Genomic DNA, 20,983 nt, shown 5'->3' on the forward strand with positions numbered 1-20,983 from the left:
AACCAAGTCATTGTTTTATCAGAAGTTTTAATCTTCATCACCGCCGATGGATGTGCATTATAGGGCAAATATTTTACCTTGCAAGACTTTTTTCAAAGGAAATATATCGGGTGTTTATTTTTTGTTCATTTTTGCTTTTTCTACACACATTTTGAGCAAATTTGCTTTAATACATCGTTTCAATTAACTGTTACTATATACCCATCGGCGATATAACAGCTTTTGCTTACTCAGATTTAAGCGCTAGGATTCTTTATGTATCAACAAAAATATCTTTGGGTGTGCCTTGTTTCTTTAGGATTCATCACCTCAACACATGCGACAATGCCTTCTACTGAAGAAGTTGCTCAAGAAGAAACTACTGAAGTTATTGCGGCAGATTCATCTTCTGAAACTAAAAGTAGTCGTTTGAATGCGCTTAAAGAATTAAAAAATGTAAAAGCCAAAGATTTAAAAGTGAATGCAAATGCTGCACAACCCGATGAAGTCAAAGACCCACTGCAACCTTTGAACCGTCAGATTTATGCATTCAACGATATGTTAGATCGTAATATCGCGCGTCCACTTGCGGTTCAATATACAAAGAAAGTCCCTGGTGAAGTGCGCGGGTCATATCGTCAATTCCGAAAAAACTTGGGCGAACCTTGGAATGCGGTTAACCAATTGATTCAAGGCCGCCCTTTACGTGCCGCAAAAACTTTAGGTCGTTTTAGTTTAAATACGATTACTACTTTAGGCATGGCTGACCCTGCACGTCGTTTAGGTTTAGACACGGAAGAAGAAAAATTTGGTACAACCTTGGGCTACTACGGTGTCCCTTCAGGGCCTTATGTCATGCTACCAATTTACGGCCCAAGTACTTTCCGTGATGGTTTCGGCACACTTGTAGATGGTCAGGCACGTCCACAAAAATACATTTTAGATGGCAATGACCGTTTATATTGGTCGGAGCAAGTTATGCGCGGCCTAGATACGCGCTCGCAACTCCTAGATGTAGAACAAGTATTACAGGGCGATAAATATGCCGCGATTCGGGATATTTACTTGCAACGTAAAAACTTTGAAATTGCGGAAAAGAAAGGACTCGATGCAGATAGTATTTCTTTTGTAGATGATGAAAGCGAAGAACTTTTTGATGATCAAGAAGAAATAAACCCGCCTGAAGAAAGCAAAGAATAATTTGTAAAACATTTTACTCAAGGTGAGTTTTTACTTTCCTTGAGTATTCAGGCATTGTTATAGTAACGCTTTGTTTAGGTTCAGGGTCAACACAAAACTCTATGTATTTCATTCAACCCACACGTGATATTCCATATCTAGAACAGGTGCTCGACACACTTCCTAGTGTGCAAATGATTCACATAGATGACATCAGCTTGTATGACCCAACCATTATTGCAATTGCCGATGTGCAAGATTATTTAACACATCAATGGAATTTACCCACGATTGTATTGGCCTTTGAAGATGAAGGCACAGCATTGGTGCAAGCATGGGAACAAGGCGCTTTAGCAGGTTGGTTGTGGAGTCGTTTACCAGAAAATCCACCACAAGCCTTACGCAAAATAGACGCACAATATAAACGCAATCAAGACAGCCGCGACTTACCTTCAGCTGCTGAACTACAAAAAAAATTACTGCCCAATCCTATCGAACTGTGCAACTACCGTGTAGATACTTTATTTAAGCCTTCGGCTTATTTGTCGGGCGATTGGTTTGATTACTGGAAAATCAGTGATAAAGAAATCATGTTCTATTTAGCCGATGTCTCTGGGCATGGTGTAACTAGTAGTTTACTAACGTCTTGGATGGCTGCATTTCATGGTCGCTCCAAAACACCACGCGAACTGATTAAGAAGCTGAATGGCATGTTGGTTCAAGAAAATATTGAAAAGCATATCACCATGATTAGTGGGATTTTAAATATTGAAACCCACGAACTGCGTTGGTCGAGTGCGGGGCATTATCCACCTGCCATTATTATCGAACCCAATCAAGCACCTAAAATTTTAAATACCAGTAGTTTTCCTTTGGGGCTGACTGAAGATTTAGAAGTTGAGGAATTTGAGTGCGTATTAAATAAACAGGCGCGGTTTATTATCTGCTCCGATGGTGCGTTAGAACCTTATAGTGGTGGTTTGAATGAACAGTTTGAACAATTGGTCTTTCACTTGCAAAATCAATCATTCCAAGCCCCCGATCATGTAGCAGATGATATTGCGATCTTGAGTTTGTGTCGAACAAAATAACCAATAAATCAGCCAGTTAACTTCTCAACCCAAGATATACGACTGTAAGCCACTTGAGTCTATATAGTCGCTATGGGATAATTATCTAATCCTTCTCTGCAAATGGCATTTATATGTCAACAGGTCATGTTGAATATGCAAGTTTGAATGGAACGCATATCTTTAAGCTTTTTGGCGAAGTGCGTGCCCAATCTTGTATTAGTCTAGACAAACTACTCAGTAAAATTGAACAGCAATCTAATGTGGTGGGTGCAATTGTAGATTTAACCCAAACTACATTTATTGACAGTACAGTTTTAGGTGTATTGGCTAAGCTAGGCTTAAAACTGAAACAAATCCATAACATTCAAGCAGTTATGCTATCTACTAATCCAGACATTACTACGCTCGCCAATAGCATGGGCTTAGGACAGGTGTTTGTGATTTTAAATTACTGTGGTGACCCAACTGTCTGCACGCGTGAGCTGGTAGAAGAACACGTCACGCATAGCAATATGCTCACTACGGTATTAGATGCCCATAAAACCCTCATGAAGCTGAATGAAAACAACCAAAATATGTTCGAACCTTTGGTGAAACAGCTACAAAAAGAACAAGATAATCTCGATCAATGTGCTGAGCAAAATCAGCAGAACGCTTGATCTTCACTCAGGAATGCTTTGATGACTTTACTTTCTGTTGCTCAAATGAACTCACAAAATGATATTGAGGAAAACTTCAAAATCATTGAAACATTGATTCAACAAAGTAAAGCCGATGGTGCAGAACTGATCGTTTTTCCAGAAAACTTTGTTTGCTTTGCAGCAGGCAAACAATGCGAAACCGCGGCACAGTTTGAAAGTATTCAACAGCGTTTGGAACAGCTTGCACATCAATATCAAATCTGGATTGTGGCGGGTACATTGCCCTGCCCATATCGCCCTGATGGTTCAACAATTGCAGATGGTCGTGTGCGTACGGTCAGTTTATGTATTAGCCCAGAAAAAACTGAAGCACGTTATGACAAAATTCATTTGTTTGATGTGCAAGTTGGTGACTCTGTTGGTGGTTATCAGGAATCTAAGTTTTTTGAACCCGGCTCTGAAGTCGTTGTGGCGAAAACACCGTTTGGCAACATTGGCTTAATGGTGTGTTATGACTTGCGCTTTCCTGAATTGGCCTTAACTTTACGTGCGCAAGGCGCCAATATTTTAACTGCGCCATCGGCTTTTACTTACACCACAGGTCAAATGCATTGGCAATTGCTCTTGCAGGCGCGTGGCATGGACAGTCAATGTCAGGTTTTAGGTGCAGCCCAACAAGGTTGGCATGGTGAAAAACGTCAGACTTGGGGACATTCAGGCGCTGCCAATTCACGCGGACAGTTATTGTCAATGGTGCAAGACGAAGGTACGCAACTGATTACAGTGCCCTTTGATTTAGATGAACAAAGCAAAATTCGAGAGTCGATGCCGTTAATGCAGCATCGTCGTTTATTGCAATTTTAAAATTGAATTTCAATAAAAAGGGTTGATCAACAATATAGTGATCAACTCTTTGTATTTCTTATCTTAACCTTACTTTTTAGCTATTCAGCCGCTTCATTGGTCACGCGCAGCACTTCTTCCAAAGTGGTTTTACCTGCCAATACCTTACGCAATCCATCTTCACGAATCGAACCTGATTGCTGTCGTGCATAATCTTCCAGTTCATATTCCGCGGCATTGCCATGAATCAAACGGCGCATTGCTTCATCCACAGGGACAATTTCATAAATTGCAGTCCGCCCAGTAAAACCTGTATGTGAGCAATGTTCACAGCCTTTCGGTTGCGGAAGTTTTAAATCGCTTGCATCGGTCACACTTTTAAAGAGTTCTTGTTCAAAGTCATCTGCAGCATGCCATGTGGCGCAGTGCGAACATAAGGTGCGCACTAAACGCTGCGCGATCACCCCAATTAATGAACTTGACAGCAAGAACGGCTCGATGCCCATATCTTTTAAACGGGTGACTGCACCAATGGCCGTATTGGTATGTAGGGTAGACAGTACCAAGTGACCAGTTAAGGAAGCCTGCACTGCAATTTCGGCGGTTTCTAAGTCACGAATCTCCCCCACCATCACCACATCTGGGTCTTGGCGCAGCATGGCTTTTAAAGCACGAGCGAAGGTCATATCCACTTTGGTATTGACCTGTGTTTGCCCAATCCCTTCAAGTTGATATTCAATCGGGTCTTCTGCAGTCAAAATATTTTTAGAACCGTCATTCAGGTCTGACAAAGCTGCATATAAGGTCGTAGTTTTACCCGAACCTGTCGGCCCTGTAACCAAAATAATCCCGTGTGGTCGATGTACCAGTTGCTTTAAGCGCTCATAATCATTTTGCATCAGCCCCAAGTGCGTCATGTTTAAACGACCTGCTTGCTTATCCAGCAAACGCATTACCACCCGCTCACCATGCGAAGATGGCAGCGTTGACACACGTACATCGACCTCACGACCTGCTAGTCTGAGCGAAATACGACCATCTTGAGGGATACGTTTTTCGGCAATATCCAGTTTTGCCATGACTTTAATACGTGACACCAATAAAGGCGCAAGTTCACGGCGCGGTTGCACGATTTCACGCAACTGACCATCGACCCGCAAACGGACTGACAGTTTTTTCTCAAAAGATTCGATATGAATATCCGATGCGCCAACCCGAATCGCTTCAGACAGTAAAGCATTGATTAAACGTACAATCGGTGCATCATCTTCCTGATCCATCAGGTCTTCTGCTTCAGGAACTGAATCTGCCAAACTAAGCAAGTCAGGGTGATCTTCCAATCCCGCAGCGACTTGCTGCGACTCGCCTGTATCACCTGCAAAACTGCTGCTTAATAATTGGTGAAATTCCTGATCGCTACAAAGTTGATGCTGTGCAGGATGCCCCAAAAAACGACGCGCCTCCTGAATGGCAAGCATCGGCGTATTTTCACGACGTACAATAAAGGCATGATCGCCCTCATAACGAATTAACACCCCATGGCGTTTGGCAAAGCTATACGGTATTTGTAATTGTTTCAGTACTTGCATCAGCGATTATAATAATGATGAAAAAATTTAATTTGAGTGTACTCTAAGCGTATGACAGCGTGAAGTCTGTTTTCGCTGATTTATCAAGAAAGGGATAGGCCATTGTCACAAAATCATGAGATTTCAGAAACTGATTCGGCTAAATTAAAATGGTGGGGTGACTATGAGTTTGAGCTCAATCGTCCTAAAACGTGGCAATTTGGCTCACTCTTAGTACGTTTGACCCGTGGTATGCAAGAATGGCGTTTGGAATATTATCGCCCGCAGGTTCAATACGATTATGAACAGCAATGGCATAACATTGATGATCCTGAATTTGCCTTTCCACAACCTGTGAAAATTGAACGCTATATGTTCAAATCTACACAAAGTAAATTACAGCTCATGCCTCGTTTGGCAGACCGTTCAGTGGTGATTAAACCTGTCGATCCAATTTATATTCCTGCGGGGCAACGCGGCACCTTGTATATCAGCACACCGTTGTGGATGTCTGCCTTTGTCGATGGTCAACGTGAACCCATTTTTGATTTGCCGATTATTCGCCCGAAAGATACTTGGTTTGGCCCCAATCATCGTACAGGTGAAATTTGCTATGCCACAGCAGTCGATGGCCGTACCGAATTACATCAATTAAAACCACGTGCATTTCGTGCCGTCACGCCGATTGAATTTCACAACACCAGCAATCAACAATTGCGTTTTGACCGAATGAATGTGCCTGTGCCTGCGCTGCCTTTATTTTTCAGCGAAAGTACAGGTCGTTTATGGACTTCACAAATTAAAGTGATGCATGAAGGTTTAGACCGCCCGCCACGAATTCGGATTGAAAATCGCACCCCGCCACATGCAGGTGAAGTGACCTATTTGCAACCACCGCGTGAAACGGCAGGTGCTTTATTTAATATGTTTGATTCATTTTTCTAAGAGGATGTTATGGCAGATTCCAATATTTCCAAAGAAATCACCAACAGCCTCAAAGGAATTTTTACCAGTATCAATACAGATCGTCTGACCGAAATTTTGGTCGCAATTGTATTGTCTTTGATTGGTTTCTTAATTGCACGTTTTGTTTCCAATACTTTTGTACGCACTATTGGCGCACGTTTTAATGCGCATCAACGCTTAGTTTGGCGACGCGGGATTTTTTACTTTATTTTCCTGCTGTTTGTGATGGCGAGCCTGAAAGAAGCAGGCTTTAAACTCAGCGTGTTTTTAGGTGCAGCGGGTATTTTAACCGTGGCTTTGGGTTTTGCCTCACAAACCTCGGCATCCAATTTAATTAGTGGTATGTTCCTGATTGGCGAAGGTTCTTTTGAAGTGGGCGATACCATTCAAATCACCCTGATTCGCGGACACACCATTGAAGGTGAAGTGATCTCAATTGACTTACTTTCAGTTAAATTGCTGACCCAAGACAATATTTATGTGCGTTTACCCAATGAACAATTGATTCGTGCACCCGTGCATAACTTGTCCAAGTTTCCAATCCGACGTGTGCCCATTACCCTCGCGATTAATTTTCACGAAGATATTATTAAAGTGCGTGAAGTGTTGCTCAGTGTCGCCAATCAATATCCGCTCGTGCTGTCTGACCCTAAACCCGCGGTGACAGTTACAGCTTTCCGTGAATCTTCAATTGAATTGTTGTTTGCGGTGTGGTGTCAGCAAGAAAACTTTTTAAAGGTACGTGATGAAATGCAGGAACGTATCCGTAATGGTTTCCTAGACAACCAAATCGAAATTCCTGTACCCAAAATGGGTTTTGTTGATCATCCTTTATCGCGCCCTTTAAATAATGAAGAACTTGATCAATATGCCAATGCCCAAGCACTGAAACGAGAACCTGACTTAAAGTAATCGTTTCAGTCTTCGACACTTTGCCTCTAACTAAACTTGAGGATCTGCTCAAGCTTTGGAAGACGGCGAAGTGTTGTTTTTTGCGAGATCTGGCTCAGGAATTGGGGCGATATATGCAATCAGTAGCATACCTAAACCTGCAGCAAAGAATGACAGCACGCGCATTAAAGTTCCAATATTAGATAAATCTAAAAGCACCAATTTTAAGGTCACAATCACCAAAATACTGCTGCCTAAAATCCACAAGGCACGTAATTGTTTCAGACTGGCAATCCACATGGCGATACAAGCCAAACTCACCCAAAGCAAGGTCAAACTGAGCTGCACAGTTGCATCTTGCCAAACAACAATCTCGTTGATTGGCGTTCCCAAATACAGATGTAAGGCGCGTAATAGCACATAACTACTTAGCCACAGTAAACTCAAGACCATAATTACCGCAGCCAAGCCTTGATCTAAATTGGTTTTGCGTTGTAGATTCAGCATCCACAAAATAGCGACCAACATGGCTATACTGACCAAATCAAATGGATTCAAAATAGGCAGTACATAGCCGTAAAATGCTTGTTCAGTCAAAAGTTGTGAACATAGCATCCACATCAACATAAAGATTAAATTGCTACGCGCATACCAAAACTTGCGCCAATCTGAATCTGGTTGTTGCCACCAACACCACGCCGCAAAGAATAGCGGTAAAATCACCACACTGCTATACGGATGCTGTGGTAACAGCGTTAAACTCGCCATTGCCAAAATGGGTAACAGCCCTAAACTCACCCATTCTTTGTCGCTACGAACAGTCCATAAAGGACGTAACCACAACACACACAGCACGCCTGCAAACAAGGCAAAGAGCAGACGTTCAGTGCCCGAAACCCAATGTACCGCTCCATCATAGCTACGGCTGAATAATAATCCTGCTGCAGTGAGTGAAACAGGCGTTAAACCTAACCATTTGGGCAATAACCATGACCATGTCGCCTTACGAGAAAGTAGTACTTCGTTGATGAGTAAATAGATGACCACCACCGCCAAAAGCGTCTGTACGGTTGCAAGTTCTCCATCAAAGTAATCTAAACCTAACCATAGCCATAAACTGGTTGCAGACAACATCATTAAACACAGTACGCTCGTGGTTGCTGTGCTCAGTTGTTGTCTGAAAGCTGCACGGCTGTTGGAAAACACCACAACTGTGGCATAACTTAGGCTCAGTACCCAATAAATACTGCGCTCGAAATAAGGCAACTCTACTAAATAATACAGCCCAGATAAGCCCGCTACGGCAAACAAACCTAGTGCCAAATAACGGCTAATTTTAGAATATTGAATAAAGGCAAAAATAAACACAGCCACGCCTTGTAATGCCCAACCAATGACACTCCATTGTTCAGGCAGTAAAATAGGTGGAATCAACACACTAAAAATCAGCATCAAACTGAAATAACTTTGTGCAATAAATTGTGTCTGCCGATGCTGTTTGGTCAGCCAATACAAACCTGCAAAAACCACCGCAAATAACAAACTAAAGGCTGCCTGCTCTGCTGTTTCTTCAAAATACATCAGATATAAACAGGCATAACCGACAATGGGTGCGCCAAAAATCAAGGCAAGGTCTAAAATAGGTTTCAGCTGAAACGTGGCGACATCTTCCTGTGCCAAAAGCTGACTAAAGCGAAAACCCAACCAAATAAAAATAGCCGCATGCGCCAAAACTAAAAGCGTTAGCACCTGCCGTTCAAAGATATAACCATGATAAAAGGCATAGCTGCCACCCACCACAACCGTCATTAAAAACGCAATTTGATTTAAATATTTCCACGGACGTAAACTACTTAAAATGGCAACCGAAATATTAATCAGCAAATAATAGGCAATAAATTCAATGGCTGTTGCATTACGAACAGGTAAAGTAAACGGTGCGAAATACGCAATCAGCATTGCCATGAGGGCAAGTTCGACTGATTGTTGTTTTAAACTCAGCCAGAGCGTGAGCAACATCACCACAATAAAACACAGACTGGCGATAGCTAAATTTGGAATGACCAAATTGTAATAGGCAAAAAATAAGGTCAGACACAGCCCAGCCAACCCCAAACCTTGCACACCCAAAGCAAAGCTGCGATTTTTGTTGCGTAACAGATAACCGAATACTGTCACTGCTGCACTCACGCCAGCAACGAACAAAAGTTTCACTGCCAAACTAAATTGCCAATGTTCAGTAACAAAACGTAGCAGTAACACCACGCCTATGAGTAACACTACAATTGCTGCTTTTAATACAGGATTACCATGTATCAGCCATGATTGAGCTTGTTGCAATAAACTGTTACTTGATGAGCGCGACTGAGTTGCAAAAGGTGCAACAGACCTTGAGGATTTGGCTAAATCTGGAGCTGAATATTCTTGATGTAGATACTCTTGGTCTTGATATGGATAAGAAACTTGAGCTGCTTGTTCCCGAACAGAATTCGGCTCGCTCGATAATGTGGAATCAGATTGAATAGCGATGGTATCAGGTTGAGAAGCGGTTGATATAACACCATCATCCACATTTGCCTTAACTGATGAAAGACTTGCATCAACTTCAGATGTATTGGCTAAAATATGCTCTGCGAATTGCGTTTGAACCTTTTTCTCTTGAGCATTGGTCTTTTGAGGATAGCTCTTTTGAGCATGCGCCTGAAGCTTAGCGGCACTTTGTAATTGCTGTAATTGATACAGTCCTTGCTCCAAACGCTGCAACCATCGCAACAACATAAAAATCCATGCACTTAAAGCAATAGATGTCAGTAAATACCAATCCAGCAATATTCCTAAAAAAGCAATAAAAGCGGCGATATATAAAGGAGTTTTAGAGCTTTGGCGTTGTACTTGTGACTGTGCATCCACAACCTGTTCCAGTGAGTTCTGCACTCGTCCCACAAAAAACATCACGCTGACCACCGCAGCAACTGCACAGATATAACTCAGCATCGGCACACCGAGCCACCATGCGCCAATTGAAATTATGATTAATAGCATGAACCAAATGATTCGAATTTCATTCTGCCCTGTCTGCATTGCTCTTCATTTTATTGATATTGTCATGGCTCCGATCATACAACAGACAGCACGATTCTGAATCAGGATTCATCAGCAATTCGGTAACTGTGCGTCTGCAACACTTGCCTTAAAAATCAGTTTCTGCGACAACTGCAAAAATCACGTACAATAAACTGCTTATTTGCAGAAGGAATCAATCCATGCCACCATTTGTCTTGGTCGATGGCTCATATTTTCTATTTCGTGCCTTTCACGCACTACCACCATTAACCACGTCAACTGGTTTACATACCAATGCTATTCGTGGCGCGATCTCTGCGATTCAAAAGTTGATGCGTCGTACTCAGCCTACTCACATGGCGGTAATTTTTGATACGCCTGAGCCGACTTTCCGTCACGAACTATCGCCAATTTATAAAGGTGACCGCCCAAGTATGCCTGAGGAACTTTCTCAGCAAATTCCATACTTACATGCTTTAATTCGTGCTTTGGGTATTCCACTTTACATGCTACCAGGCGCAGAAGCCGATGATATTATTGGAACTTTAGCCAAACGTGCCGAAGCCGAAGGACAGCAAGTACTGATTTCTACGGGCGATAAAGACATGGCGCAGTTGGTGACTGAAAAAGTTACCCTTGAAGACAGCTTCAAAGAAAAGCCAATGGATATTCAGGCTGTATTTGACAAGTTTGGCGTATGGCCGCATCAAATTATTGATTATCTGACCCTCATGGGTGATGCTTCCGATGGTATTATGGGCGTGCCCGGCATTGGCGCCAAAACTGCTGCAAAACTACTGACCGAATATGGCTCGATTGGTGCGATTTTAGAAAATGTCGATCATATTAAAGGCAAAGTCGGACAAAATATTAAAGACAATGCCGATGGCATCGCGCTAGATCATCAACTCGCCAGCATTGTTTGTGACCTTGATCTGAACTTTGGTTATGCCGATCTAAAACTACAAGACCCTAATGTTGAAGCCTTACGCAATTTATATACCGAGCTAGAATTCCGTAATCAATTACAATCGCTCGATCATCCAAATAATCCAAATAACAGCAATTATAAACAAGCTGCAAAAACAGTCGCCGCACCGACAGCCAATGAAATTGAAACTGAAGATCAAGCCACGCAAAGCAGTGTTGATGATCAACTCGGTGCAGCAACATACCACACCATTTTAGATCAGGCGCATTGGGATGCTTTGCTGCAACGCTTGCAAACTGCACAGCATTTTGCCTTTGATACAGAAACCACCAGTCTGGATTATCGCGTTGCAGAAATTGTTGGTTTTTCTATCGCGTTCGATGCCAAAGATGCCTATTACGTACCTTTGGCGCATGATTATGAGGGCGCACCACAGCAGCTCAACCGTGATCAGGTTTTGGCACAAATCAAACCTATTTTAGAAAATAATGCGGTGGATAAAATTGGGCATCATTTAAAATATGATGCGCATGTGCTTGAAAATCACGGTATTCATTTACAAGGTTGGTATTTCGATACCATGTTGGCATCTTATGTGCTTAACTCTGTCGCAACCCGTCACGGCATGGATGATGTGGCACGCTTATATTTAAGCCACCTGACCACATCTTATGAGCAAATTGCAGGCAAAGGCGTCAAGCAAAAAACTTTCAATCAAATTGAAATTGAAACGGCTGCGCACTACGCTGCAGAAGATGCGCATGTTACGTATCGTTTATATGAAGTGCTGTCTGCGAAGCTACAAAAGCATCCTGAATTGGTCAATATTTTGCACAACATCGAAATGCCTGTGGCGCGTGTGCTGACCAGTATGGAAGAAAATGGCATTCAGCTTGATCTGAAATTTTTAGATCAATTGGGTGTCGATTTTTCCCAAACCATGCAAGATTTGGAAAACCAAATTGTAGAATTGGCAGGTGAAAACTTTAATGTCAGCTCACCGAAACAAGTGGGCGAAATCCTGTTTGATAAACTCGGACTCAAAGGCGGCAAGAAAACCGCAACAGGTCAATACAGTACCAGTGAAAGTGTTTTGGAAAAAATTGAGCATCCGATCAGTAGTTTAATTTTAGACTACCGTGGTTTATCTAAACTCAAAAGCACCTATACCGATGGCTTACTGAAACAAGCCAACAACGATACGCATCGAGTGCATACCAGTTATCACCAAGCTTTGACTGCAACAGGGCGTTTATCTTCAACCGATCCAAACTTACAAAACATTCCAATTCGTACCGAAATTGGTCGTCAAATTCGTAAAGCCTTTGTCGCACCTGAAGGTCGCGTGTTGTTGGCAGCCGACTACTCGCAAATCGAATTGCGTTTAATGGCACATTTTTCACAAGATGATGCCCTACTCGATGCCTTTAACCATGGACAAGACGTGCACCGCCGTACTGCGGCAGAAGTCTTGGGTATTGCCTTAGAAGACGTAACCTCAGATCAGCGTCGTCAGGCCAAAGCTGTAAACTTCGGTCTGCTCTACGGCATGTCGGAATTTGGCTTAATTCGTCAGCTTGGGTTTACCCGTGAAGAATCACAAAACTACATCAAGCAATACTTCCAGCGTTATCCAGGCATTTATGAATATATGCAACGTACCCGCCAAGTCGCGCTAGAACAAGGTTTTGTAGAAACTATTTTAGGTCGTCGCCTCTATACGCCAGATATTGCTGCACGTAATATGATGGTACGTAAAGCGGCAGAACGTGCGGCAATTAACGCGCCATTACAAGGCTCTGCAGCTGATATTATTAAAATGGCGATGATTGAAGTCGACAAAATGTTACCGCAAGCGCAAGCCAAAATGTTGCTGCAAGTACACGATGAATTGGTATTTGAAGTCGATGCAGATGCGGCAGATGAACTCGCGCCGAAGTTGGCAGAAGTCATGCAATCTGTGGTGGAAATTTCTGTACCATTGGTGGTGGAAGTCGGAAAAGGCAATAACTGGGATGAAGCGCACTAAAGTCGTTGCGCTCTCTTTTTTCAGCACCTTCCTTCGCCTAGAAGGAGGTCAGGATGCAGGTTATTTGTATTTCTGAAGACTCATTAAGGTCGTCAGCCCAAACTTAAACTACAAAAAAAGGACTCGATTTGAGTCCTTTTTAATGTTTTAGGATAATGCGACTTATAAGCCAGTCAGCAATACAATCGCTACCTGATTCATAATAATTTCAGCGATATATAAAGCCAAAAATGCAATAATTGGCGACAAATCAATCATGCCCATGTTCGGCAATAAACGACGAAATGGTGCTAATAACGGCTCTGCCAACTCTTGAATCACCTCAATATACGGGCCACGAGATTGAGTAAACATCACCACCCAACTCAAAATAATGGTGGCAAAAATCAAATAACGACAGAAACGGATTAAATCCTGAATCATGGTCACAAAAGTCAGAATCAGTAAGTGAATTGGACTATTCGGCATCGCACCATTGAGATACATAACACCAAAAATTTTGAGTAGATACAACACCACCAACAAAGCCAAGGCTGCAGAGTTAACTCGACCTTTGCCAACCGTTGGAAAAATACGTCCAAATACATCTACAATTTTGGTGGCTTTAATGGTTGAAAGCACCACAGGGTTATAAGGACTCACCGCTGCCAATTGCATTAAGAAACGGAAGAATACGAGCAAAATCGCTACGTTAATGATAATGCCAAAAATTAGCGCAGAATTTGCACCCATACTTAAACTTTCCTAAAATTTAAATTCATTGTTTTTCAATAATTAAATACTATCACTCAACTCTTGCGCTAATTCTTGACTACGCGTTTTAGCAGCAGCCAATGCCGCCTGAATATTTTGTGAAATTTGCGCATGATCAAACACTTCAATTGCCGCTTGGGTCGTGCCATTTGGTGAAGTTACATTTTTGCGTAATTCTGCAGGTGTATTCGAGCTGGTAATTGCCATTTGTGCTGCACCCAAAGCAGTTTGTAACGTCAGTGCTGTCGCCACTTTTTCATCTAAACCTAAGTTCTTGCCTGCACGAATCATACTTTCCATCAAATAGAAGAAATATGCTGGCCCTGAACCAGATACTGCAGTCACAGCATCAATTTGCGCCTCAGAGTTTACCCAAATAGTTAAACCTGTCGCTGCCAAAACCTGACTTGCCAATTCACGGTCAGTGCTATTGACCTGTTCGGTTGCATACAAACCATGTGCACCTGTTTGCACCAAAGCAGGCGTATTTGGCATTACCCGCACTACACGTTCTGTACGTAATAACTCAGAAATCGTGGCAATTTCTGCGCCCGCAACAATCGAAATCACCAGTTTATCTTCAAACTGACCGTGCAATGGACGCAATACTTGTGCCAAAACCTGTGGTTTGACTGCAAATACCACAATATCTGCATCTGCAATCGCGGCCAAATTATCCTCAGTGACATGCACATCTTTTTCTTTTAATAATTCACGCACTTGTTCTACAGGGTCTGAAACTGTAATACGGGTTGGCGGCAAACCTCTGGCAATCAAACCACCAATCAAGGCTTGCGCCATGTTGCCACCGCCAATGAAACTAATATTACAATTCAATACTGCACTCATGATTCACGCTCTTCGTTGAGTTCTTTGTCGTTAAGAGACTAAATTCGGTTGCCATCCATCTGCGACACAATAGTCCGACTGTGCAAGCCAAAAGCCTTTGGGGCTAAAAACGCCTAGCATAACATTATCTAGGCTTAATATTTGAATTGTATGACGCGTCCACGGAAAAATTTGTGCTTCCTGAATGGCTTTTTTCAGTGGCCATGTGCCCACCCGACCATACAAATGAATTTTTTCACCACCCAAACGTGGCCGTAAAGTTAACGGACGATTCAGCAAAGTTGCAGATAAACCGACTTTGGCTTGTTGCAGTTGATAACAGCCAGACCACACTTGAAAAGTCTGATCTGCCTGCAAACATAACACTTGTTCTTCTGCCTCAAAATGTTCTGCAGCTAAATACTCCGCTTTCGGCAAACGAAATAATTGTTGCTGATAACGCAGATAATAATAATCCTGACAATGTAATGCCGCTTGTGCATCGGCTTTGGCTTGAATCACCTCACGTTGCAAGCGTTCGACCATATCAAAACTTGGGCGATATTGTGCCTGTCCTTTCATCCATGCCGATAATAGCTGACGTTGCCGTGACAAAGACAATTGTTGTAACTGAATTAAATTCAACTGTGAGTCTGTGCCACATGCAGCTAAATCCTGCGCCAAAACTTCTGCCAAAATGTTTTCAGTATCTTGCATCAAGTTTGCAGTACGCGTCACAGCTTGCTGCATTTTAGGAAAACGCTGTTGCACGACAGGCCACAATATTTCTCTTGCCCAAGCTCGGTCATAATGCACATCCTGATTGCTTGGGTCTTGCACATAATCGAGCTTTAATTCAGCGCACCATTGGCAAATCTGCTCACGCGAAATATCTAACAACGGACGCCAAATGCTAATGTCATCACGTACATCGACAGCTTGCATGGCAGCAAGTCCTTGCACACCTGCGCCTGAAAACAAACGCAGCAATACGGTTTCTGCCTGATCTTGCTGATGATGTGCCAACACTAGAACTTCGTTGCTATCTAAGTGCTGCATATAGGCCTGATAACGCGCCTGACGTGCCTGGTTTTCTAAATTACCCTCAGACACATTAACTTTTTGCAACACACACGGTACATTTAAATTCTGGCAGGTGGCTTGCACCAATGCACCCCACTCAGCACTTGAGCTTTGCAATTGATGATCAATGTAAATCGCGCGCACTTTTTCAGGACACAAAAATGACAAAAGATGCAGTAGCAGCATGGAATCCATACCGCCACTACATCCGATTAAAAATTTTGTCTGTGCAGGAAAAGCCTGTAATTGACTTAAGACGCTAGACCTAAATTGTCGCTGCCAAACTTCATTAAACGCTGGTAACGTTCTTCGCATCGTTGTGTTGCATCCATCGCTTGCAATTCATCCAAAGCTTCTTTTAACACATTTTTCAGACTGTGCATGACTTGTTCAGGGTTTAAATGCGCACCCTCACCTTCATCAACCACATATTCTACAATACCAATCTTTTGCAGTTTTTCTGCAGTCAATGCCAATGCTTCACTGGCTTGTTCGGCTTTTTCTGCAGTTTTCCACAGAATAGACGCACAGCCTTCTGGCGAAATAACAGAGTAAATACTGTGTGACAACATCACCACACGGTCAGCCACACCAATACCCAACGCACCGCCTGAACCACCTTCGCCCAATACTGTAGCAATTACAGGTACTTTTAAGTTCGACAGTTGTGCCAAGCTGGTCGCAATCGCTTCTGCCTGACCACGCTCCTCTGCACCTACACCTGGGTATGCACCCATCGTATCAACAAAAGTGAAAACTGGCAGATTAAAACGCTCTGCCATATCCATAAGACGCTGTGCCTTACGGTAGCCTTCTGGATTACACATCCCGAAGTTGTGTTGTAATTTTTCGCGGGTACTGCGACCACGATGTTGACCTATCACCATGACAGGCTGACCATCAAAGCGTGCCAATCCACCGATCATTGCACCATCATCACCAAATAAACGATCGCCATGTAAGGCATCAAATTCAGTGAAAATTTCACCCACATAGTCTAGAAATTGCGGACGTTCAGGATGACGTGCAATTTGCACGGTTTTCCATGCTTTAGATTGAGCAGCTTTTTTCATAAGTCGACTGTTATCCCTAAATTAACCAAATCTTAATCGACAAATTGTTCCGACTGAATATTCAATTCAATGTCCCAATTCTTGAATTGCACTTGTTCATCGTGCAATTCAGCGACAAGCAATGGCCATTGTTTGGCATCACCCGACACGCTGAGCTGCCATTGTTGCGCATTGCGGATGCTTAATTCAATGGCAGGAAGCATCGCATCGCTACGACTTGCGTTGACCAAAACTGCAAGGCGAAGCAACAAACTTAAGTAAACAATTTTATTGCCACCCGCTTTCAGTGCTTCTGTTTTCGCGTCTTGGCGCAACTTTCGACGATGGTTGCCGACCAAATGCGAGAGATAGTTTTGGTCAATTTGTGAGAAACCGGGAATGTCCGAATGTTGCAATAAATATGCACCGTGACGATGATAACTGCTGTGACTGATGGCTAAACCAATTTCATGTAGGTACGCAGCACGACGCAATAAGTCACTATCTTCGTTATTTAATTTTAATGATTCTGCCACGCTGTCAAATAAATGTTGCGCAGTTTTCACCACACGTCCAGCCTGTTTCGGGTCTGAGTTATAACGCCCCATCAAGGCCTGTACACTGCGATCACGAATGTCTTCATGCTGGAAACGTCCCAACAAGTCATACATTACGCCTTCACGCAAAGCCCCATCGGAATACACCAGTTTATCGATATCTAATACATCAAATACCGCATATAAAATTGCCAAACCTGCTGGCAAAACTGCTCGACGGTCTTCTTTTAGACCATCAAATTCCATTTCTGATACGTGTTTAAACTTGAGCAAACGGTCTTTGAGTTTTTCTAAACCTTCACGAGTCAGATTTTCCTGCTCATTGCTCCAGCCCATATTTACCGTAATTTGACGACAGGCTTTAATGGTACCGCTCGAACCTGCAACGGTATCCCAACCTGCTTCTTTATAAGTATTGGCAATCGAATACAGTTCTTTACGCGCTGCAACCACTGCTTTTTCAAAACTGCTCTTGCTAATTTCACCATCGGCAAAATAGGTTTTGGTATAGGCCACACAGCCCATTTGTAAAGATTCGGTATGAATTGGCTCAAATTCTTCGCCAATAATCAACTCTGTCGAACCACCGCCAATGTCAATTACCAAACGACGACCACTATTTGCCATCGTGTGCGATACGCCTAAATAAATTAAACGGGCTTCTTCACGCCCTGCAATAATTTCAATAGGTTTAGGCAAAATTTCTGCGGCTTTTTGAATAAACTCATGTCCATTTTTGGCCTGACGCAATGCGTTGGTTGCCACAATACGCAAACGGTTTGACTGCACCGCAGTTAAACGTCCCACAAAACGCGCCAAACATGCCAAACCACGTTGTTGAGCAGCTTCGGTCAAATTCTTATTTTCATCTAAACCTGCGGCCAACTGTACTTTTTCTGACATTGATGCCACTTTTTTTACTTCACCATGATCCACTCGTGCAATTGCCAAGTGGAAACTATTCGACCCCATATCGATGGCTGCGAGTAACTCTTCATCAATTAAAAAATCAGACATTCTTCAAACAAACCTAGACAGAATTGTGCCTAGAGTAATTCACATACACCTAATTTAAAAGCCATTTATCAGCACAATTTGACGACTATTTAAATTTTCTGCATATATGACAATTGTGTTACAGAATTAGCATTTTCGTTTAGCGTTATCGTCACGATCAATTAGACAAATTTGTATTTTGAGTGGAAAATCCACAGATTCCCCTACTTTGTTCAAGATGGCTATGTAATACTAACTAAAGCTATCTTAAAAATTATTTGGAGCGTAATCCATGTCTGGCAACATCGTAAACACCACTGATGCAAACTTCGAAGCAGATGTTCTTCAATCAGATACTCCTGTATTGGTTGACTTCTGGGCTGGCTGGTGTGCGCCATGTAAAGCAATTGCACCTGTACTTGAAGTACTTGCAGACGAATACCAAGGCAAAGTTAAAATTGTAAAAGTTGATGTAACTTCTTGCGAACAAACTGCAGTGAACTACAACATCCGCAATATTCCAGCATTATTGATGTTCAAAAATGGTGAAGTGGTTGCACAGCAAGTCGGTGCAGCACCTAAATCTAAATTGACTGCATTTATTGACGAAAATATCTAAGTCGATGGATCCATCGTCTATTTATAGAGATGATGAAAAAAATACGCCACGCATTGGCGTATTTTTTTTGCCTACAAATTGACAAGTAGACGTTTCTCTCTTATATTGCATGCTCAGGAAACGCAGGATCTTTCATCCTCTTTCTGAAAAGACACAACACAAAAATGCCGCTCGGCAACAGAAATTGTTTTTCACATTTTTCAATCAAACAATGAATCAGTGCTCTGAATCGTTATTGTGCAAATACAATTGCTTTCATTTTATTGTATGAATGCGGCTAAATGTTGCTCCCTCTCTAACCTGTACCCCAGAATTTTAATTCTATCAGAACCTCTATGAATTTAACCGAACTCAAGAAAAAACCGATTGGCGAACTCATCAAGATTGCCGAGTTTATGGGCCTTGAAGGAATGGCGCGTAACCGCAAGCAAGACATTATTTTTGCCATCTTAAAGCGCCATGCCATGAATGGTGAAGAGATTTTTGGTGATGGCGTTCTAGAAATTCTCTCTGATGGTTTTGGTTTCTTACGCTCAGCTGCAGGTTCATACCTTGCTGGCCCAGATGATATTTATGTCAGCCCTTCGCAAATTCGTCGCTTTAACCTGCGCACGGGTGACACCATTACAGGTACGATTCGTCCACCAAAAGAAGGCGAACGTTATTTTGCTTTGCTCAAAGTCAATCAAATTAACTATGACACCCCTGAAAATTCACGTAATAAAATCTTATTTGAAAACTTAACCCCGCTTTTCCCAACAGAACAGTTGGTGATGGAGTTAGGTAATGGAACAACTGAAGACTTAACTGCACGTGTGGTAGATTTGGTTGCGCCAATTGGTAAAGGTCAGCGTTCAATTATTGTGGCTCCGCCTAAAGCGGGTAAAACCATGTTGCTACAAAACATCGCTCAGTCGATTGTTCGTAACAACCCAGAAGTGTTCTTGATTGTACTTCTCATTGATGAACGCCCTGAAGAAGTGACTGAAATGGAACGCACCGTGCGCGGTGAAGTGATTGCATCAACATTTGATGAGTCACCTGCTCGTCACGTTCAAGTTGCAGAAATGGTCATTGAAAAAGCCAAGCGTTTAGTTGAACATAAAAAAGACGTGGTGATTTTACTGGATTCGATTACCCGTTTGGCACGCGCCTACAACACTGTCGTACCTTCTTCAGGCAAGGTTTTAACAGGTGGTGTTGATGCGCACGCTTTAGAACGTCCAAAACGCTTCTTTGGTGCTGCACGTAATATTGAAGAAGGTGGTTCTCTAACCATTATTTCAACTGCACTGATTGAAACTGGCAGTAAAATGGATGAAGTGATTTACGAAGAGTTTAAAGGTACAGGCAACCAAGAGATTACCTTAGACCGTCGTATTGCAGAAAAACGTGTTTTCCCTGCCATGAACATCAAAAAATCAGGTACACGTCGTGAAGAGCGCTTAATGAGTGAAGATAATTTGCGTAAAGTTTGGATTTTGCGTAAATTGTTACACACTCAAGATGAATTGGCAGCAATGGAATTCTTGCTTGATCGCATGAAAGAAACCAAAACTAATGACGACTTCTTTGATCAAATGAAACGTAAAGCAGCCAATTAAACGGCTATAAATATTAGAACACCTAAAAAAGTCATCTTAAAACGATGGCTTTTTTATTTGGTTGACAAAATTTACATAAAGACACAATTGCACGCGGTATATGTAAACTTATTTTTAAGTAAATGATTATAAAAAAATATTTAGTAAAAACCTTTTAGTTTTTAGCCAGTTACCGTGCAACTCTCCAATCTAAAATGCCAAATTAATTGTTATTTTCTGTTAAAAAAGCACGTATTTTTCGCGTTTTTTTGCCTTTTTTTCAATCAACCTAGTAGCAATTCAAAAAGCGCAGTGATAGCATATTCGCAGACCAGTTAGACTGCGCCTG

Annotated in this window: 16 protein-coding genes; 9 read left to right on the plus strand and 7 right to left on the minus strand. The window is 42.3% G+C overall.

Going from position 1 to position 20,983, the window contains the following annotated elements:
• Positions 1-255: 255 nt before the first annotated feature.
• The 4 genes from CF596_RS10555 (at position 256) to CF596_RS10570 (ending at position 3,736) form a co-directional block, all read left to right on the plus strand.
• Positions 256-1,179, plus strand: a complete 924-nt coding sequence (locus CF596_RS10555; protein WP_096902423.1) for a VacJ family lipoprotein — start codon at positions 256-258, stop codon at positions 1,177-1,179.
• 101 nt (positions 1,180-1,280) lie between these two features.
• Complete coding sequence (gene gigA / locus CF596_RS10560) at positions 1,281-2,249, plus strand: RsbU family protein phosphatase GigA (RefSeq protein WP_096902424.1); 969 nt, start codon at positions 1,281-1,283, stop codon at positions 2,247-2,249.
• A gap of 113 nt (positions 2,250-2,362) precedes the next feature.
• The gene (gene gigB / locus CF596_RS10565) at positions 2,363-2,890 is read left to right on the plus strand and encodes an anti-anti-sigma factor GigB (RefSeq protein ID WP_004975187.1); all 528 of its coding nucleotides are present in this window, start codon (positions 2,363-2,365) and stop codon (positions 2,888-2,890) included.
• 21 nt (positions 2,891-2,911) lie between these two features.
• Complete coding sequence (locus CF596_RS10570; RefSeq protein ID WP_004975186.1) at positions 2,912-3,736, plus strand: carbon-nitrogen hydrolase family protein; 825 nt, start codon at positions 2,912-2,914, stop codon at positions 3,734-3,736.
• Between the two features lie 80 nt (positions 3,737-3,816).
• On the opposite strand, the gene gspE is transcribed toward CF596_RS10570, so the two are convergent.
• Positions 3,817-5,304, minus strand: a complete 1,488-nt coding sequence (gene gspE / locus CF596_RS10575; protein WP_004975184.1) for a type II secretion system ATPase GspE — start codon at positions 5,302-5,304, stop codon at positions 3,817-3,819.
• A gap of 102 nt (positions 5,305-5,406) precedes the next feature.
• Between gspE and CF596_RS10580 the strand changes: the two genes are divergently transcribed.
• On the plus strand, positions 5,407-6,228 hold the full coding sequence (locus tag CF596_RS10580) for a hypothetical protein (protein ID WP_004975182.1): 822 nt from the start codon (positions 5,407-5,409) through the stop codon (positions 6,226-6,228).
• Between the two features lie 9 nt (positions 6,229-6,237).
• On the plus strand, positions 6,238-7,161 hold the full coding sequence (locus tag CF596_RS10585; RefSeq protein ID WP_096902425.1) for a mechanosensitive ion channel family protein: 924 nt from the start codon (positions 6,238-6,240) through the stop codon (positions 7,159-7,161).
• A 48-nt stretch (positions 7,162-7,209) separates the two neighbouring features.
• On the opposite strand, the gene CF596_RS10590 is transcribed toward CF596_RS10585, so the two are convergent.
• The gene (locus tag CF596_RS10590) at positions 7,210-10,221 is read right to left on the minus strand and encodes a DUF2339 domain-containing protein (RefSeq protein ID WP_096902426.1); all 3,012 of its coding nucleotides are present in this window, start codon (positions 10,219-10,221) and stop codon (positions 7,210-7,212) included.
• A gap of 182 nt (positions 10,222-10,403) precedes the next feature.
• Here CF596_RS10590 and polA point away from each other — a divergent pair, with 182 nt between their 5' ends.
• Complete coding sequence (gene polA / locus CF596_RS10595) at positions 10,404-13,163, plus strand: DNA polymerase I (RefSeq protein WP_096902427.1); 2,760 nt, start codon at positions 10,404-10,406, stop codon at positions 13,161-13,163.
• 162 nt (positions 13,164-13,325) lie between these two features.
• Here the strand turns inward: polA and CF596_RS10600 are convergent, their stop codons facing one another.
• The 5 genes from CF596_RS10600 to ppx are packed head-to-tail and all read right to left on the minus strand — an operon-like array spanning position 13,326 to position 18,453.
• Positions 13,326-13,895, minus strand: a complete 570-nt coding sequence (locus tag CF596_RS10600; protein WP_004975174.1) for a YggT family protein — start codon at positions 13,893-13,895, stop codon at positions 13,326-13,328.
• A 42-nt stretch (positions 13,896-13,937) separates the two neighbouring features.
• Positions 13,938-14,765, minus strand: a complete 828-nt coding sequence (gene proC, locus CF596_RS10605) for a pyrroline-5-carboxylate reductase (protein ID WP_096902428.1) — start codon at positions 14,763-14,765, stop codon at positions 13,938-13,940.
• A gap of 30 nt (positions 14,766-14,795) precedes the next feature.
• Entirely contained in the window at positions 14,796-16,142 is a 1,347-nt protein-coding gene (gene tilS / locus CF596_RS10610) for a tRNA lysidine(34) synthetase TilS (protein ID WP_096902429.1), read from the minus strand.
• The gene (locus CF596_RS10615; RefSeq protein WP_004975170.1) at positions 16,079-16,900 is read right to left on the minus strand and encodes an acetyl-CoA carboxylase carboxyltransferase subunit alpha; all 822 of its coding nucleotides are present in this window, start codon (positions 16,898-16,900) and stop codon (positions 16,079-16,081) included. Before CF596_RS10615 ends, tilS begins: the two co-directional genes overlap by 64 nt.
• 32 nt (positions 16,901-16,932) lie before the next feature.
• Positions 16,933-18,453 carry an exopolyphosphatase gene (gene ppx / locus CF596_RS10620; protein WP_096902430.1) on the minus strand — a complete coding sequence of 507 codons (1,521 nt, stop codon included), beginning with the start codon at positions 18,451-18,453 and terminating at the stop codon, positions 16,933-16,935.
• A gap of 271 nt (positions 18,454-18,724) precedes the next feature.
• On the opposite strand from ppx, the gene trxA reads away from it, so the two are divergent.
• Together trxA and rho are read left to right on the plus strand one after the other, a co-directional pair.
• Entirely contained in the window at positions 18,725-19,051 is a 327-nt protein-coding gene (gene trxA / locus CF596_RS10625) for a thioredoxin (protein WP_004975164.1), read from the plus strand.
• A gap of 335 nt (positions 19,052-19,386) precedes the next feature.
• Positions 19,387-20,655, plus strand: coding sequence for a transcription termination factor Rho (gene rho / locus CF596_RS10630; protein WP_004975162.1), 1,269 nt, complete (start codon positions 19,387-19,389; stop codon positions 20,653-20,655).
• The last annotated feature ends 328 nt before the right edge of the window (positions 20,656-20,983 follow it).

This window comes from Acinetobacter sp. YT-02, from assembly GCF_002412355.1.
GTDB lineage: Bacteria > Pseudomonadota > Gammaproteobacteria > Pseudomonadales > Moraxellaceae > Acinetobacter > Acinetobacter towneri.